The sequence below is a fragment of the Streptomyces sp. C10-9-1 genome, from assembly GCF_024497955.1.
Taxonomy (GTDB): domain Bacteria; phylum Actinomycetota; class Actinomycetes; order Streptomycetales; family Streptomycetaceae; genus Streptomyces; species Streptomyces sanyensis.
In genome coordinates, this window is the sequence record NZ_JANHKP010000009.1 from 281933 (window position 1) to 298261 (window position 16329).

The 16329-nt window shown below is 76.3% G+C and carries 14 protein-coding genes; 3 read left to right on the forward strand and 11 right to left on the reverse strand.

Features of this window, described 5'->3' with window-relative positions:
• Positions 1–27 precede the first annotated feature (27 nt).
• Positions 28–1305 carry an NAD(P)-binding domain-containing protein gene (locus NPS70_RS15465; RefSeq protein ID WP_256524813.1) on the reverse strand — a complete coding sequence of 426 codons (1278 nt, stop codon included), beginning with the start codon at positions 1303–1305 and terminating at the stop codon, positions 28–30.
• Positions 1287–2600, reverse strand: coding sequence for an ATP-grasp domain-containing protein (locus NPS70_RS15470; protein WP_256524814.1), 1314 nt, complete (start codon positions 2598–2600; stop codon positions 1287–1289). Before NPS70_RS15470 ends, NPS70_RS15465 begins: the two co-directional genes overlap by 19 nt.
• A 145-nt stretch (positions 2601–2745) precedes the next feature.
• Between NPS70_RS15470 and NPS70_RS15475 the strand changes: the two genes are divergently transcribed.
• Positions 2746–4008, forward strand: a complete 1263-nt coding sequence (locus NPS70_RS15475) for a glycoside hydrolase family 26 protein (RefSeq protein ID WP_256524815.1) — start codon at positions 2746–2748, stop codon at positions 4006–4008.
• Here the strand turns inward: NPS70_RS15475 and NPS70_RS15480 are convergent.
• The 9 genes from NPS70_RS15480 to NPS70_RS15520 are packed head-to-tail and all read right to left on the reverse strand — an operon-like array spanning position 3974 to position 14836.
• The gene (locus NPS70_RS15480) at positions 3974–5173 is read right to left on the reverse strand and encodes a GNAT family N-acetyltransferase (protein WP_256524816.1); all 1200 of its coding nucleotides are present in this window, start codon (positions 5171–5173) and stop codon (positions 3974–3976) included. The genes NPS70_RS15475 and NPS70_RS15480 overlap by 35 nt on opposite strands.
• Positions 5173–5841, reverse strand: coding sequence for a lipopolysaccharide biosynthesis protein (locus NPS70_RS15485; RefSeq protein WP_256524817.1), 669 nt, complete (start codon positions 5839–5841; stop codon positions 5173–5175). The genes NPS70_RS15480 and NPS70_RS15485 overlap by 1 nt, the downstream gene beginning before the upstream one ends.
• Entirely contained in the window at positions 5838–7007 is a 1170-nt protein-coding gene (locus NPS70_RS15490; RefSeq protein WP_256524818.1) for a glycosyltransferase, read from the reverse strand. The genes NPS70_RS15485 and NPS70_RS15490 overlap by 4 nt, the downstream gene beginning before the upstream one ends.
• Complete coding sequence (locus tag NPS70_RS15495) at positions 7004–7774, reverse strand: polysaccharide deacetylase family protein (protein WP_256524819.1); 771 nt, start codon at positions 7772–7774, stop codon at positions 7004–7006. The genes NPS70_RS15490 and NPS70_RS15495 overlap by 4 nt, the downstream gene beginning before the upstream one ends.
• Positions 7764–9581 (reverse strand): murein biosynthesis integral membrane protein MurJ, encoded by a 1818-nt coding sequence (gene murJ / locus NPS70_RS15500; RefSeq protein ID WP_256524820.1) that lies wholly within the window; start codon positions 9579–9581, stop codon positions 7764–7766. Before murJ ends, NPS70_RS15495 begins: the two co-directional genes overlap by 11 nt.
• Positions 9578–11056: an O-antigen ligase family protein gene (locus NPS70_RS15505; protein ID WP_374212007.1), complete on the reverse strand. Its 1479-nt coding sequence runs from the start codon at positions 11054–11056 to the stop codon at positions 9578–9580. Before NPS70_RS15505 ends, murJ begins: the two co-directional genes overlap by 4 nt.
• On the reverse strand, positions 11053–12513 hold the full coding sequence (locus NPS70_RS15510; RefSeq protein ID WP_256524821.1) for an exopolysaccharide biosynthesis polyprenyl glycosylphosphotransferase: 1461 nt from the start codon (positions 12511–12513) through the stop codon (positions 11053–11055). The genes NPS70_RS15505 and NPS70_RS15510 overlap by 4 nt, the downstream gene beginning before the upstream one ends.
• Complete coding sequence (locus NPS70_RS15515) at positions 12510–13682, reverse strand: glycosyltransferase family 4 protein (RefSeq protein ID WP_256524822.1); 1173 nt, start codon at positions 13680–13682, stop codon at positions 12510–12512. The genes NPS70_RS15510 and NPS70_RS15515 overlap by 4 nt, the downstream gene beginning before the upstream one ends.
• Before the next feature lie 53 nt (positions 13683–13735).
• Positions 13736–14836 (reverse strand): DUF3344 domain-containing protein, encoded by a 1101-nt coding sequence (locus NPS70_RS15520; protein WP_256524823.1) that lies wholly within the window; start codon positions 14834–14836, stop codon positions 13736–13738.
• 347 nt (positions 14837–15183) lie between these two features.
• Between NPS70_RS15520 and NPS70_RS15525 the strand changes: the two genes are divergently transcribed.
• Positions 15184–15483, forward strand: a complete 300-nt coding sequence (locus NPS70_RS15525; protein WP_256524824.1) for a hypothetical protein — start codon at positions 15184–15186, stop codon at positions 15481–15483.
• A gap of 154 nt (positions 15484–15637) precedes the next feature.
• The gene (locus NPS70_RS15530) at positions 15638–16048 is read left to right on the forward strand and encodes a rodlin (protein ID WP_256524826.1); all 411 of its coding nucleotides are present in this window, start codon (positions 15638–15640) and stop codon (positions 16046–16048) included.
• Positions 16049–16329: the final 281 nt, after the last annotated feature.

Genomic DNA, 16329 nt, shown 5'->3' on the forward strand with positions numbered 1-16329 from the left:
GAACCGGGCGCGGCTCACGGGCGCGGCTCAGCCGCGTCGGCCCACGGCCGCCTCCCCGGTCCCGGGCGGCGCCGGGGTGGGGTGCGGCAGCCGCGGCACGGCCGGGGTGCCGCGCAGTCGGCGCCGGACCCCGGCGACCAGCCGGGGCGCCGTGTAGGAGGCCCCGTGGACGAAGCGCATCGCGGGGCCGAAGGCGGGGGCGGAGAGCAGCCCGGCGAAGAACAGCCCCGGGTGGGAGGACTCGAAGGCGCCGCTCAGCTCCGGTGCCCCGGTGCCCGGCTGGAGCCGCAGGACGCGCCGGAGGGTGTCGTCGAGCAGCCCGAGGCGGGCCAGGTCCGGGGTGAAGCCCGTGGCGGCGACCACGTGCCCGGTGTCGACCGCCGTCGCGTTCCCGTCCGGCCCCCGCAGGTCGAGGCGGACCCGCCCGTCGGCCCGCACCCGCGAACCGCGCAGCACGTGCCCCAGGAGTTCGGGGACCCTCCCCTCGTAGCGCTCGCGCAGCCACCAGGCGCCCGCCGGGCCGAGGGCCGGGTCCGCGTGACGGCGGCGCGTGCGGGCGGGCAGCAGCCGTACCGCTCCCGGCAGTTCGGCCCACACCCAGGTGGTCCACCCGGTGCCGAGTCCGCTGTGGGGGGTGCGCAGCGCCCGCGGCAGGGGGCGTTCCAGCGGGGCGGGCGGGGTGTTCCAGCGCAGCCGCCGGGTGCGGGCGACCAGCCGGGGGCGGGCACCGCCCTCGGCGAGCAGCACGGCCGTCTCCAGGGCGGCCTGCCCGGCGCCCACCACGGTGACGTCCGTACCGGCGAAGCGGCCCAGGTCGCGGTGGTCGCAGCTGTGGGTGAGCAGTTCGGCCGGCAGGCCGGCGAGGGGTTCGGGCAGTCTGCGGAAGGAGGTCAGCCCGACCGCCAGGACGACGGTGCGGGCCCTGGTCTCCCCGCCGTCCTCGGTGCGCAGGCGGAAGCCGTCCGCCTCGGGCACGAGGCGCACGACGGTCCGCTCGTCCACGGGCGGCACCGCCCGCCGCGCGAACCAGTCCCCGTACCCGGTGAACTCCGTGATGGGGACGGGGTTGCCGTGGGCGGCCTCGAAGCCGCGTCCGGCGGCGTACTCGGCGAGGGTGTGGGCGCCGCCGGGGTGGGAGAGGTTCGAGGACCAGGGTTCGGACTTGAGGAACATGCCCTCGGGCATGTGGTCCCGCCACGAGGCCATGACGCGCCCGAAGACGCAGAGGTCCAGTCCGGCGGCGGCGGCGTGCGCCGCGACCGAGAGCCCGTAGGGGCCCGCGCCGATCACTGCCAGGTCGTACATGGTGCGCTCTCGCTCCTCGGGTCGGGGTGTGCGGGGGAAGGTGCGGCCTCGGCGGGCGCGCCCGGTCGGTCGGGGCGCAGCCGTCCGGCCGCCTTGGCGAGGCCGCGGCCGGCGAAGGCGCGGGCCATGGCGGCGAAGGGGGCCGGGTCGTCCCCGGCGAACCAGGCGGTCTCGACGCCGCTGCCGCGGGGGATCCGGCTGCCGGGGACCGGGCGGGTGGACCGGCCCCGGGGGGAGACGAGGCCGGAGAGGACGGACAGGGCCGCGTAGTTCTCGGCGAGGAACACCCGCCCCGGGCGCGCCGGGGACGGCCGCACGCCCCGGCCGGTGAGGTCCAGGTGCAGGGCCCGCACGACGTCGAGTCCGTCGGCGCCGGTGAACAGGCGGAACTGGGCGCCGGGGCGGGGGTTGGCGTCGAGCAGCCGGTAGGTGCCGTCCGCGTCCCGCCGGAAGTCGAGGTCGAGGATGCCGTGGTAGCCGGTGTGCCCGGCCAGGCGGCGGGCGGCCTCGGCGACCGCCTCGTTGTGCTTCCAGCGGCCCAGGGCGGTGAGTCCGGTGCGCGGCGGCCAGGAGAGTTCCTTGCGGCCGGTGCCGCCGTGCAGGCAGGTGGCGTCCGCGGCGAAGTAGCCGTGGAAGAACCAGTCGGCGTGGGCGCGTTCCGGAAGTCTCCGCTGGAGGAGCAGGGTGCTGCCCGCCTCGGCGCTGCGATCGAAGAGCCGGGCCGCGGCGCGCGGTGAGGAGACCAGGCTGGTGCTGCGCAGACCGGAGGCCGGGTCCAGCAGCCACGGCCTGCTCCACTTGGCGACCAGCGGCACCCCGATCCGCCGTACCGCGGCGGCTGCCTCGGCGGGGCCGGCGGGCACCACGGTCTCCGGGTGGGGGATGCCGGCCTCCCGGCAGAGGGTGGCGAGTGCGGCCTTGTCGGCCAGGTTCCCGGGCAGCGCGGCCGACTGGACCGCGGTCAGGTAGCGGCCGGCGAGCCGCTGGGCGTGCTCGGCGACCAGGAGCGCCCCGAGGTCGTCCATCGGGACGAGGACGGCGGGGCGTCCGATCCGGTCCGCGATGCCGAGCAGCGCGCGCACCAGGGTCTCGGGGTCGGGCGGTCCGCCCGGCCGCGGGTGGGCGCGGTGGAGGTGCCGGGAGCGTACGACGGGGCTGCGCGGCGATTCGACCACCGCGTGCACCTCCACGCCCGCCCTCCCCAGCGACCGGACGGCGCCGAGGGTGCCGTGGTGGAAGGGATTCCGGTCGAGACGGAGCACCAGTGCGGGTACCGACCGGTCGAGTTCGGTCATCGGGGTCACATCTTTCACCTGGACGGGCCTGATCACTGCGTGCCTCTTCGCTAATGGCCTAGGAAACGACCTTCCGACTGATCATTCGAAGGGCTTTCTGCCTAACGTCGTGTCAGTCGCAGAAATACTCCACAAGGAGGAAGGCATGCCCCAGAGGCACCGTCTGATCCATTCATGCATAGCGACGGTCGCAGCCGGACTCCTCGTGTCCGGCGGACTGCTCGGCACCGCGGCGGCGTCGGCCGCGGAGGACACCGGCGGCGCGGACGCCGCCCCGCCGCCCTCGGCGACGGCGGTCGGCGCGTATCTCCACTACGGGCCGACCGGGATACAGAGGATGGCGGAGCTCTCGGACTGGCTGGGCGGGCGGGAGCTGACGGTCGCCCACACCTACCTCCCCGGGGACGTGTGGACGAACATCGAGGGCCGGCGCGAGTTCCTGCGCCCGTGGGCGGAGTGGCGGAGCGGTGCCGAGGAGCGGATGTTCGTCCTCAACGTGCCGATGCTGGACCGCAACGAGGACCGGCTCCCCGACGCGGCGGTGGCCCAGCTGCTGAGGGCGGGTGCCCGGGGGCAGTACGACCACCACTACCGCACCCTCGCCTCTCGCCTGGTCGACCTGGGTGCCCGGGACACGGTGATCGTGCTCGGCTGGGAGATGAACGGCACCACGTACACCCACCGGTGCGGGCCGGACCCGGCCGCGTGGAGGGCGTACTTCAGGAGCATCGTCACGGCCATGCGCTCCGTTCCCGGTCAGGAGTTCCGGTTCGACTTCGCCCCCAACCGGGGGCTGGACGCCGTCCCCTGGACCGAGTGCTATCCCGGTGACGACGTGGTCGACATCATCGGAATGGACTCGTACGACCAGCCTCCCGGCCGGTCGTTCGACGACCAGGTGAACGCGCCGTACGGACTGCAGCATCAGGTCGACTTCGCGGCGGAGCGCGGAAAGGCGATCTCGTATCCGGAATGGGGGCTCTTCCGGAACGGTGACAATGCCGAGTACATGCGCCGCATGCTCGAATGGATCGACGTCCACCAGCCCCTGTACCAGACCATCACAGACTACTGTCCGCACGGGGTCTGGCAGTGCGGGAACAATCCGGAATCCTCGGCGGTGTACCGGGACGCGATGTCCGCGGCACCCGAGGAGCCGACCGAGCCCGACCCGGTCGAGCCTGACCCGGTGGAGCCCGAGCCGACCGAGCCGGACCCGGTCGACCCCGACCCGGTCCCCGAGATCCCCGAGATCCCCGAGATCCCCGAGTTCCCCGGAACGGGCGACGACTGGGTGGAGCCGGTCGAGTGGTGCGCCCCCGTCAACCTGGCGGACTGGCTGGCCCCATGGCTCTCCGAGCAGCGCTTCTGCTTCACCGTTCCGACGGTCCACCGCCGCCCGTCCTGACCGAGACGCCCTCCGCCCGCCAGTCGTTGAACCGGCCGCGCCACTCGCGCGCGGCCGGCAGGCGGCTGCGCACCACGTCCGCGGCCCGCTCCCGCATCCGCGCCCGCGACTCGTGCAGCCGCAGCAGCGGCTCCAGGGCGGGGCGGGAGAGCAGCAGCCGACCGCTGGTGACCGTGTTCGGGCGCCAGTGGTTCTTGTACGGCTCCGCACCCCGCAGCAGGCTCAGCACCGCCGCCCCGCTGCGGGCCGCCTCGCGTGCGTCCTCGCGCAGCAGCATCGTCGCCACGTCGGCCTTGCGCTCCCGCAGCACGGGGTCGGCGCCGTAGAGGTAGCCGCCGCCCAGCCTCCCGGCCCGCAGCGTCAGTCCCGCCGCGACCACCCCGCCGTCCAGCGTGAACTCGGTGAGCGTGGCCTGGCCCGCCGGCACCATCGCCCCCACGGCACGCACCAGGTGGTCGTGGAAGCGCGGCCGCAGGTGCTCGATGTTCACCCCCCGGCCGCGCCACTGCCGCTCGTGCAGCCGCAGCAGCCGCCCGACGCCCTCCGGCACCTCCTCGGCCGGCACGCTGCGGGCGGTGATCCCCAGGGCGTCCAGCTTGCGCAGCTTGGCCCGCACCCGCTGGGCGCGGTTCGCGGCCATGCGCGTGACCAGCTCCTCCACCGGCACGGCCGGCAGTTCCATGCACACCGAGTCCTCCAGCCGTGCGCGGGGACCGGGCCAGAGGGCGTACAGGCGCTCGGCGGCGGCGCCGGGGCGCACCTCCCGCAGGTCGACGACGGCGTGCCGGGCGACCCGCTCCAGGCCGCGGGCCAGGGCCGCGAGGGCCGCCGGGGCGTGCTCCTCGTCGACGACCACGTCCCCGTAGTCCGAGATCGCACCGCCCAGGGGCACCAGCAGGGGCATCGGCCGGTGCACCAGCATCAGCGGCGCGGCGCCCACCAGCCGGCCCTCGCGGCGGGCCAGCAGCACCCGCAGCCGCCCCGCCGCCCCGTAGGAGAGCCACCAGGAGTGCAGCCAGGCGTGGCTCTGGAACGGGGTGGCGGCGGAGCAGGCCCGGTGCAGCCGGTCCCACTCCGGCCCGAGGGCGGCGAAGGCGTCCGGGTCCCGGCAGAGGGCGACGCCGGTCTCCGACGGCGCCTCGGGGCCCGGGTGGACGGCGGCCATCAGACGCGCTCCCGTGCCGCGGCCGGCTGCGCGGGCGCGGGCACCGCGGTGGCCGCGCCCGGGGTGCCGCGCCCGGCCCGGGGCCGTACGAGCAGGACGAGACCGCCGACCAGGCCGCCCGCCGAGGCACCGACCGCCGTGGCGACCGGGAGCGAGGGGGAGACCGGCTCGCCGGGGGTGACCGCCCGGGAGAAGGACATCAGCTGCACACCGGTGTCCTTCGACACCTGGTTGCTGTTGACGAAGATCGCGCCGGAGACGGCGTTGGCGATGCGGGCGGCCTCGGCGGGGCGGGGGGAGGTCCCCGAGACGGCGATCATCGGCGAGTCGGGCGAGGTCTCCGTCCGCACCCGGGTGCGGAGTTCGGCGAGCGGCAGGCCGGCCTCCTTGCGGGCGTAGGCGAGGGTGGCCTCCCCGGTCGCGATCCGGCCGTAGGCCTGGGCGAAGCCGAGGGCGGCCCCCGGCTCCGCGCCCTCGGCGGGCACCGCGACGACATAGCTGGTGGCGACGTACTCGGGGGCCTTGACCACGCCGTACCCGAGGCCACAGGCCGTGCCGAGCACGGCGCAGGCCGGGACGGCCCACCAGGCGGGGGCGGCGTGGAGCTTCGCGAGGAGGCGTCCCGGCCGTCCGGGGGCGGGCTGCTCCTGCTGGTGCGTGCGGGTCATCGGCGTGCTGCTCTCTCGACGGGGACGGGGGTCCGGGTGCGGGTGGGGCGGGGGACGCGCGGCGGGCGCGCGCCGCCCAGGGTGTGCGCGTACAGCTCCGCGAGGAGGTCCGCGCTGCGGGCGATGTCGTAGTGCGCCACGGCGGGCGGCGGCGGCAGCCGGCGGGGCCCGGCCGCCGCGGCGGTGCGCAGCGCGGCGGTCAGCTCGGCGACCGAGCAGCCGCCGAGGGAGCGCGCGCCCGGGGCCTGGTCTCCGGGCAGGTCGTCGACGGCCGGGCAGGGGCCGTGGAGCACGGGCAGCCCGGCCGCCAGCGCCTCGACCACGGCCAGCCCGAACGCCTCCTCCCGGGACGCCGAGACGAAGAGGTCCGCGGCGGCGAGCAGCTCCGGCACGTCCTCGCGGGCGCCGAGCAACCGGATCCGCTCCGCCGCCCCGAGGCGGGCGGCCCGCGCCCGCAGTGCCGCGCGCTCGGGCCCGTCGCCGGCCAGCAGCAGCACGGCGCCGGGCAGGGCGGCTACCGCCTCGACGAGCGCGTCGAAGCGCTTGCCCGCCACCAGCCGGCCGACCCCGGCGACGGTGAAGGCCCCTTCCGGCAGACGCAGTTCGGCCCGCAGCGTACGGCGGGCCGCCGGGTCGAAGGCGAAGCGGCGGGCGTCGATGCCGTTGGGCACGGTGCGGATGCGCCCGGGCGGGACCCCCCAGTCGCCCAGCCGCTCGGCGACGGTCGGCGACACGGCCGCCGTCGCCGCCCCCAGCCGCTCGGTGGACAGGTACAGGGCGCGGACCCCGCGGGTCAGGGGCCGGCCCTCGATCTCCTGGGCTCCCAGCGAGTGCTCGGTGGCGACGGAGGGGACCCCGGCGAGCCTCGCGGCGAGCCGCCCGTACACGCAGGCCCGGTAGAGATGGGTGTGGACCAGGTCGTACCCGCCGCGGGCGATGTGCGCCACCAGCCGCGGCAGCGCGGCCAGATCCCGGTTGCCGCCCATCTCCAGACAGCTCACCGGCACGCCGTCGGCGCGCAGCCCCTCGGCGACCGGGCCCGGGTTGGTGAGGGTGAGCACCTCGCAGCGGTAGCGCGCGGGCAGGTGGCGCAGCAGCAGCCGCAGTTGCTGCTCGGCGCCGCCGATGCCGAGCCCGGTGATCACCTGGAGGACCCTGGCGGTCATCGCACGCGCTCCTGGGAGGCGGGCACCACGACGGGCGCGAGGCCGGGCATCCGCCGCAGCCGGTGGCGCAGCCGCTTCGCGGTCAGCCGGGCACCGCGGTCGGCGTGGCTGATGTGGGTGCGGGGCAGGGCGTGCGGCCCGGCCGCGGGGCCGGGGGCGATCGCGCAGGCGTAGGAGTAGCCCGCGGAGCGCACGGCGTCGGCCGCCCGCTGGTCGAAGGTGCCGTACGGGTAGCAGAACCCGGCGGGCGCGGCGCCGGTGATCTCCCGCAGCAGCTCCCGGCTGCGGGCCGTCTCCTCGTGCAGCTGCGCCCGGGTGAGCGTGGTCAGGTCGCGGTGGAACAGCCCGTGGGAGCCGATCTCGGTGCCCTCGGCGGCGGCCGCCCGGATCGCGTCGGCGTCCAGCAGCGGCCGCCGGGGGCCTTCGCGGTCCCAGTCGTTGTCCTCGCCGAGGCGGCCGGGGAGGACGAAGAGGGTGGCCGAGCAGCCGTGGCGGCGCAGCAGCGGCAGCGCTCCGGTGGAGAAGTCCGCGTAGCCGTCGTCGAAGGTCAGGCCCACCAGGTGGTCGGCGCGGCCGCGGGCGTGGGCGCGCAGCAGGGTGCTCACGTCGACCCCCCGCAGCCCTCGCGCGCGCAGCAGCCGCAGCTGGCGGTCGAGCCGGTCGGGGGCGACGGTGATGCCGTACGGGTCGTGGGCCGGGTCGCCGACCGCGTGGTACATCCAGATCCACGGCTGAGGGCGGCGGTCGGTGGTCGGGTCAGGGGTCATGACGCAGCCTCCGTCGTGCGAGGGCCAGCAGGTGGACTGCCTCCGGTGCTCCGAGGGCGCGGGCGGCGCCCAGGAAGACGAGGGGGACGAGCACGGCGCCGACGGCGAGGGAGACGGGGGCGGGCCCCGTTGCCGGTGCGGCGAGCAGCGCGGCGGCGGCCGCGGCGGCCGCCGCGAGCACCAGGCGGGCGATCCGCAGGCCGATGGCGCGGACCTCGATGGCGACCACCCGCGAGCCGAGGCCGTGGAGCAGCAGCAGCGCGGTGGTGCTGATGCCGGCGGCGTTGGCCGCGGCGATGCCCTGCACCCCGTGGGGGCCGGCGGCGGCGGCCCCCACGGCGATCGTCACGCCGAGCCCGGCGGCCATCGCGGCGGCCGGGAACCAGACGGGCCGCCCGGCGGAGAAGAAGGGCCGGCCGAGGGCGCCGACCAGGCAGTGGCCGAGGAGCCCCGCGGCGTACACCCGCATCACCGCGGCGGTGGTGGCGGTGTCGCCCGCGTCGAAGGCGCCCCGCTGGAAGAGGACCTCGATGATCGAGGGGGCGTGGCCGACGACGAAGGCGGTGCCCAGCAGGACGAGCGCGCCCGCGGTGGCGAGGTCCTCCTCGACGCGGCGGCGGGCCCGCTCCCGGTCGCCCTCGGCCATGGCCCGTGCGACGACGGGGAAGGTGACCGTGCAGACCATCAGCGAGAGCACCATCGGCATCTGCGCGACCTTCTGCGCGTAGTTGAGGTGCGAGATCGCCCCCGGGGGCAGCGGGGCGGCCAGGAACCTCTCGACGAGCACCTGCGACTGGCGGCCGACGGCGAAGAGCACCACGGGGGCGAGCACGGCCGTGCCGATCAGCGGGGCGCGGCCGGTCCGGCGGCGCGGTCTCACCAGTGGCCGGAGCCCCACGTGCCGGGAGAACGCGGGCAGTTGGACGAGGATCATCAGCACGCCGCCGACCGCGACCCCGGCGGCGGCGGCCCGTACGCCCCACAGGTGGTGCAGGGCGAGGGTGGTGGCGATGATCCCGATGTTGTACGCGGTGTACACGGCCGCGGGCCGCAGGAAGCTGCCGTGGGCGCGCAGCGCGGCGCTGAAGTAGCCGGTGACGCCGAAGGTGAGCACGGTCAGCGCGGTGAGCCGGGTGCACTCGGCCGCGAGGGCCGGGTCGCCGAAGCCCGGGGCGAGCAGCCGCACCACCTGCGGTGCACCGACCATCAGCAGGGCGGCGACGCAGGTCAGCACGGCGAACAGCCGGGGGAAGGTGGCCGATGCGAGCTCCCGGACCGCCCCCGGGTCCCGGGCGGCGAGGGCATGGGCGAAGGCGGGCACCAGGACCAGGGCCATGGCGTCCTCGATCAGGAGCGTGGAGGCCATCTCGGGGACGGTCCAGGCGATGAGGAAGGCGTCGCTCTGTGCGCTCGCGCCGAAGAGGTGGGCGATCGTCTGGTCGCGGACGAGCCCGAACACGGCCCCGGCGACGGTGAGGGCGCCGGTGACCGCGGCCGCGCGGGCGAGGCCCCGGCCGAGGGGCGCGGCCGGCCGGTCGGCGGCGCCCCGTGCCGGGCGCCGGGCGCCGGTGGCGGCGGCCGGCCCGGGGCCCTCGGGGGCGGGTTCGGGCCCCGGGGGCGCGCCGGGTCCGCTGCCGGGGCGGTCCGGCTCGGTGTCCGCCGCGGGCGGGGCGGGGCGCCGGGCGGGCCCGGGGCGGGCAGCGGGGCCGCTCCCGGCGTCCTGCCCGCTGCGCGGGCGCGGGGTGGACGGGGGCGGGGGAGCCGCCGGTCCGGACCCGGCGGGCGGAGGGCGGTCGGCGGGTGTCATGGCCGTGTCCCCGGCGGCGCGGGGGCCGCGGGTGCGGACGCGGCGCCGGACGCGCGTGCGGGCGCGGGTGCGGATGCGGGAGCGGTTGCGGATGCGGGAGCGGTTGCGGGGGCGGGGCCCAGCGCCCACCAGGCCGCCAGGCCCGTCACCACACCGGTCAGCACGGTGGAGGGGCCGCCGATGTCGGCGTAGAGGAAGTCGACCGCCTGCCACAGCATCAGGCCGGTGGCGGCCAGACCGCAGTCGGCCGGGGCACCGGGCGCCGCGCGGACGAGGCGCCGGACGGCTCCGAGCAGCAGGGCGAGCCAGGACGCCAGGAAGGCGGTGGCGCCGACCAGCCCCTGCTCGCCGAGGACGAGCAGGTACATGTTGTGGGGCGAGAGCAGCGGCTGCTTCTCGAAGGAGCGCCCCGCACCGGCCGTGTCGCTGCCCGCGGACAGCCCGAGGGAGGCGTGGGCGTCCCGGTGGGCGGGGAAGCCCTTGAGCCCCACGCCGGTGGCGGGCTCCTCCCGCCACATCGACACGGCGGCGGCCCACATGCTGTACCGGTCGGTGACCGAGCGGTCGGGTGCGTCCGTCACCTGGGTGATGCTGCCGATCCGCTGCGAGATCATCTCGGAGCCCACGCCGAGCCCTCCGACCAGCACCACACCGGCCGCAACAGCCGCGGCCAGCACCTTGACCGCCCGCCGCGGGCCGTCCAGCAGCAGCACCGCCAGCGCGGCGAGCGCGGTGGCGATCCACGCGCCGCGGCTGAACGACAGCCCGAGGGGCACCAGCAGCAGCCCGGCCGCGGCGAGGGCGGCGGGGCGCAGCCTGCGGGGCGCCCCCTGCGGGGGGCTCAGCGCGAGGGCGAGCGCGGCGAGGAACCCGTAGGACACGACGGTGGCCATGCCCATCACGTCCGTGGGCCCGAAGGTGCCGACGGCGCGGATCTCGGCCCCCATGTACGAGGCGCCGGTCCCGGTGGCGAACTGGTACGTCCCGATCGCGCCCTGGACGAGGGCGAGCGCGACCAGTGCGCCGGTGACCGCACGGAAGCCCCCCGCGTCGCGGAGCAGCAGCATCACGGCGCACGGCACGAGGACGAACACCTGGAGGTAGCGCACCAGTCCGGGCAGGGCGGCCACCGGGTCCGCCGCGGTGACGGTGGCGATCGCGAAGCCGACGACGGGCAGGGCGAAGACCGCTGCCGCCGCCGGGCCGAGAGGCCGCTCCCGTCGCCGGACGAGCCGCAGCAGGCAGGCGGCCACCAGCACGCCGGAGGCGATGTCGGCCGGCGCGACGGTGCCCGGGCCGCCGTACCGGCCGAGCGGCAGGGCGAGCAGCAGCACCGTCGCGAGCAGCGGCAGGAGCAGCAGCCGGTCGGTGCGGGGGCGGGCCCGGCGCGGGGCCGGTGCGGGGGCCCCGGCGGCGGGCGAGGGGGCCTCGCCGGGGGCGGGGGACGCGGTCGGTGCGGCGGTGGCCACGGTCAGCTGCCCCCGAGGCGGAAGAGCGACGCGGCGGTGCGCGCCATGATGCACACGTCCTGCCACAGCGACCAGGTGTCGATGTAGTGGTTGTCGAAGCGGGCCCGCTCCTCGATGGAGGTGTCCCCGCGCAGCCCGTTGACCTGGGCCAGTCCCGTGATGCCCACGGGCATCCGGTGGCGGTCGCCGTAGCCGGGGTAGGTGCGGGTGAACTGGGCGACGAAGTAGGGCCGTTCGGGCCTGGGGCCGACCAGGCTCATGTCGCCGCGGAGCACGTTCCACAGCTGCGGCAGCTCGTCCAGCGAGGTGCGGCGCAGCAGGCTGCCGGTGGCGCTCATCCGGCGGTCGCGGGCCACGTTCCAGCGGGTCGCGGACTCGTGCTCGTCGGCGGGGCGCAGGGTGCGGAACTTCAGCAGGGTGAAGGGGCGCCCGCCGAGCCCGATGCGCTCCTGGCGGAAGATCACCCCCGGTCCGTCGGCGAGGCGCACCGCGAGGGCGCAGGCGCCGAGCACCGGCGCGGCGACGACCAGGACGACGGCCGCGAGCAGTGCGTCCAGCGCGCGCTTGGCCGAGCGGGCGGGGCCGAGCGGGCGCGAGCCGGACGGAAGGGGCTGGACGGAGAAGCCCCACAGGTGGTCGTCGTGGGCGGCGCGCGGGCGCACCACTCCCTCGGCCGCTCCCCCTTCCACCAGCCATGTGCGGCACCCGTGGTCGGCGAACAGGCGCACCAGCGGGGCGGAGGGCGGGGTGGTGAACAGGGCGTGGGTCACCGCGTTCTGGATGACGGCGCGGCTGACGTCCTCGCCGGTGACCAGGACCGGAAGGGTCCCGGCGTCCTCGGTCGCCCCCCGTCGGGCGGGGTCGACCCGGCCGACGGGCCGCATCCCGTAGCCCGGGTGCGCGTAGAGGGCGGCGGTGACCTGGCGGGCGACGGCCCCGTCGCCCACCACCAGGGCCGAGTGCGGCCTGCGCGCGGCGAACCGGCGGCGTCCGTGGTGGACGGCGGCGCGCCCGGCGCAGGCCAGCAGGGTCTGGAGCGCGGCACCCCCGGCCAGGGGTCCGGCTCCGGTGAAACCGGACCCGTCCGCGGCGAGCGCCTCGCCGAGCAGGATCCACCCGGCGGCCGAGGCCAGCAGGAGGGTCGGCAGCTCGGCGAGCGCGGAGGGCGACAGGGAGCCGCGGTACAGGCCCCTCCAGGCGTGCAGGGCCGCCGCGGAGGTCGCGAGCAGCAGCATCGCGGGGAGCAGGGACCGCTCGGGTCCGGGGACCGCGGCGGCCGCCACGGCGGCCGCGGCCGAGTCGACGGCGAGCAGGGCCACCGGTCTGCCGCGCTGCCGGATCCGGCGGCGGGCGTGGGCGGCGGGGCGGCGGCCGGCCGACCTGCGGGAGGCGTGGAGCGAAGGGGCCCGGCGGCTCGCCGCCACGGGGGCGGTGTGGGGCACGGGAGCACTCTCCGTCGTCATCGTGCGGTGCTCTTCCTCGTCATGGGGCGGTGCGTGGTGAGGAGTTCCTGGTAGAGGCCGAGGACGGCGTCGGCGGTGCGCCGCACGTCGCCGGTGGCCCGGACATGGGCGGCCGCGCTGCGCCCGAGACCGGCGGCGAGACCGGGGTCGGCGAGCAGCCGGACGAGAGGGGCCGCGAGGGCGCGGGAGTCCTCCGGCGGGACGGGGGCGGGATGCTCCCCGCCCGGAGGGAGGCTCTCCCGGGCGCCGCTCACCTCGGTCAGGACCACCGGGCGCCCGCAGGCCATGGCCTCCAGGGGGGCCAGGGCCATGCCCTCCCAGCGGGAGGGCAGCACGACGGCGTCGGCCGCGTACAGCCAGGGCCTGACGTCCTCGCAGGCGCCCGCGAAGATCACTCCGGGCGGGGCGGCGGCGCGCAGGGCCGCGCCGTCGGGGCCGTCGCCGACCAGGACGAGGCGGGCCCCGGGGACGGCGGCGGCGACCTCGGGCCAGGCCCGCAGCAGGACGTCCTGGCCCTTCTGCCGGCACAGCCGCCCCACGCACACCGCGAGCGGGGTGCCCTCGGGGAGGTCCAGGCCGGCCCGGGCGGCGGCGCGCAGCTCGCCCTCGCGGTCCTCGGCGAAGCGGTCCGGGTCGATGCCGTTGCGGATGACCGACCAGCGGGCGCGGATGCCGGCACGCTCCCCGGCGCGGCGCTCGCTGTCGCTGACGCACAGGGTGCGGGTGCTCCAGCGGGTGCCGTAGCGCTCCCAGGTGAGGGCCAGGCGCGCCTCGCGGCCCGAGACGGCGTCGAAGGACCAGGCGTGGGGCTGGAACACGGTCGGCACGCGCCCGCGGACGGCGAGGCGTCCGGCGAGCCCGGCCTTGGCGCTGTGGACATGGACCAGCTGGGGGCGGACGGCACGGATCAGCCGCGCCGCGGAGGCCACCTCGCGGGCGAGCGCCGGTCCGGGGGACCGCTCGGCGGTCCACGGCTCGACGCGGGCTCCGGCGCCGGCGGCCGCGGCGGCCAGGGTGCCGCCGGGCGGGCAGGCGACCACGGGGCGCACGCCGGCGGCCGCCTGCGCCCGGACCAGATCGGTGACGACCCGTGCCACGCCGCCTTCCACGGGCTGGACGAGGTGGAATACCGTCAGTCGGCTTTTCTCTGTCCGGTCTCTCTGCGGCACGTGGGGCTCTCTTAGGACGGGTGGAACGCGAGGGAAGGGTCGGGGTCCGGAATTCAGCGGCGCGTGTCCGCCTGCACGAACAGGGCACCCAGGAAGTAGCCGTTCTTCTCACCGGCGAACCGGAAGGTGAGGGAATGCGCGCCACCGCGGAGCGCAGAGCGGATGTCGTACACGTCGGAGTCGTATCCGAGGGTGTTCCGGTAAGCGGGTTTCCGGGCCGGGCTGCTGCGGCCGAGATCGGACACGGTGGAATTCATGGTGTCGGCGGCGGGGTTGGCCGCGTCGGTGAGCGGCCGGGGGCTGCCGGTCCCGGTGCGGACCGTCACGGCGTCGCCGCGCTCGCCGCGGTCCCCGTCATAGGCGACGATCCCCGCGCGCCCGGCGGCCCCCGGGGGGACGCGCAGCCCCCGGACGGTCACCTCGCGGGGGCCGTCGGCGGAGCGGACGGTCTCGAAGCCGTCCCAGAGGGAGAGCTCGCGCAGCGGTTCGCGGGCGTTCTCGTAGGCGACCACCAGGGTCCAGCCGCCCCAGGAGCCCGCCGCGGTGCGGCCCATGGCGACGTTGATCTGCGCCACGGTCCAGAAGCCGGGGCGGCTGCTGCGCACCAGGGGCGTGATGTCGGCGGACGCCTGGTAGGAGTCGGTGCCGTCGGCGTCGCGGTGGGCGATGCGGGTGTCGGCGAGGACCTCCTTGTAGCGGCCGCCGGGCTCGGCGACGAGCACCCGGCCGTTGTCCTCGGGCGGCTTCTGCTCGCCGACCCGGAGGTTGCCGCCCCAGTAGAGCCGGGCGTAGCGGACCGTGGAGCCCTCGGGCAGGGCGAGCCGGGCGCGGGTGGCGTTGTAGGTGTTGGGGTCGTCGTCGAGGTCGACGTAGAACATGTCGTAGTCGCCGTTGGCCCCGGCCGCGCCGCGCCGGAGCTCCCGGCAGGACGCGGCGCCCTTCGCCTCGGGGGTGCGGCAGGTGATGGACGCGTTGGCCGCGCGGACGATCCCGCCGTGGTGGACGGCGTGGTAGCGCTGGGCGAAGGGGATGCGCGGGGCATCGGCGGGTACCGGAGGGGGTGCCGCCGCGGCGGCCGCCGGGGCGAGCACCGCAGCCGTGCACAGCAGGGACGCCCATGCGCCTCGCCGGGCGAAGCCTGACGACTTCGGCATGACTGGCTCCCCATTTTCGATCAAGGCGGCAAAACAGGAGTGCACTTTGTCAGAAAGCGAGGGCGAAATCACGTCGGACTCGGCAGTTCGACCAACTGGCGGTGCGGGTATTCCGCTCCCGTGCAGGAGCGTTGCGCGCGGGACTTCGTGCGCCCCCCGCAATCGGGGACCCAACCATCGTGTGATGTCGCGCAACTTCCACGGAACTTGGTCGTTGAGAGGGCTCGTGGATCGCCCGCGCCTTCGCTGTCCTTCATGAACGGGATAACGGAGGGGTTTCCCGTTCGGATACGGCTCGTTGTACCTGTCGACGGCGGGGGGTACCCGCCGGGAACAGGATTCGCGAAATGAAGAAGTCCAGGGCCGCCGCCATCCTCGCCGGTTCGGCCGCCGCGATGGGTGTCGCCGCTCCGGCCATGGCCGCGCAGCCGCCGAGCGCCGTGCCGATGAGCCTGAACGGCGGGATCGCCCACGTGGCCTCCACGCTGCCGCAGCTCGACGACGTCACGCAGACGGACCAGGTGCTCGGTCAGACCACCGACGCCGTGATGGAGCTGAACAACCTGAAGGGCAACGCTCCCGAGCAGGTCCTGAAGACCGCGGCGGCCACGACCCCGATGCTCGGCGGCGTCTCGCTCGGCGGCTGAGGCCGGCTCCGGGCGCGGCCGGCGTCCGGGGACACGGCGTCAGCAGCCGTGCGGACGGGGGCCTTTGGAGTGAACCGGGAGAACCAAAGGACCGGTCGCACGGTTGGTCAGGCAGCTCCATCGGCGGGCATTCTCAGCAACAGAAGGACGCAACATGTTCAAGAAGGTTATGGCTACGGCGGCACTCTCGCTCTCCGTGGCGGCCGCGGGCGCGACCATGGCCCCGCAGGCGATGGCCGTCGGCGACAACGAGGGCACGCACTCCGCGAGCGGCAACAACGCCTCGCAGGTCTACGGCAACGCCGAGACCTACGGCGACATGAGCCCGCAGATGAGCCTGATCCAGGGTTCGCTGAACAAGCCCTGCGTCGGCCTGCCGCTCAAGGCCAACGTCGGCTCCCTCGTCGGCGCGGTGCCGGTCGCCCTCCAGGACATCCCGGTCCTGTCGGCCCCGCAGAACCAGCAGTGCGTCGAGAACTCCACCCAGGCCAAGGGTGACGAGCCGCTGTCGCACATCCTGAACGACATCCCGGTCCTGTCGGGGAACGGCCTGTCCGGCCGCTGACACCCGGTGGGGAGCCCCGGCGGCCTCGGGCCGCCGGGGCTCCTCCGCGTCCGGGCGCCTTCGGCCCGGGTGGCGCGGGGTGCTCCCGCCGGGGCCCCGGGGGGCCGGGCCCCGGCGGGCGGGCGTCTCAGGAGGTCCAGAAGTCCCACCAGCGGGTCAGCACCAGCATCCCGATGATCCCGACGTGCAGCACCGGCAGCACCCAGGTGAACTCCCCCAGGAAACCCCGCACCCCCGCCGGCGCCGGCAGCACCCCGCTCCGCACGTTGTGCGAGGTCACG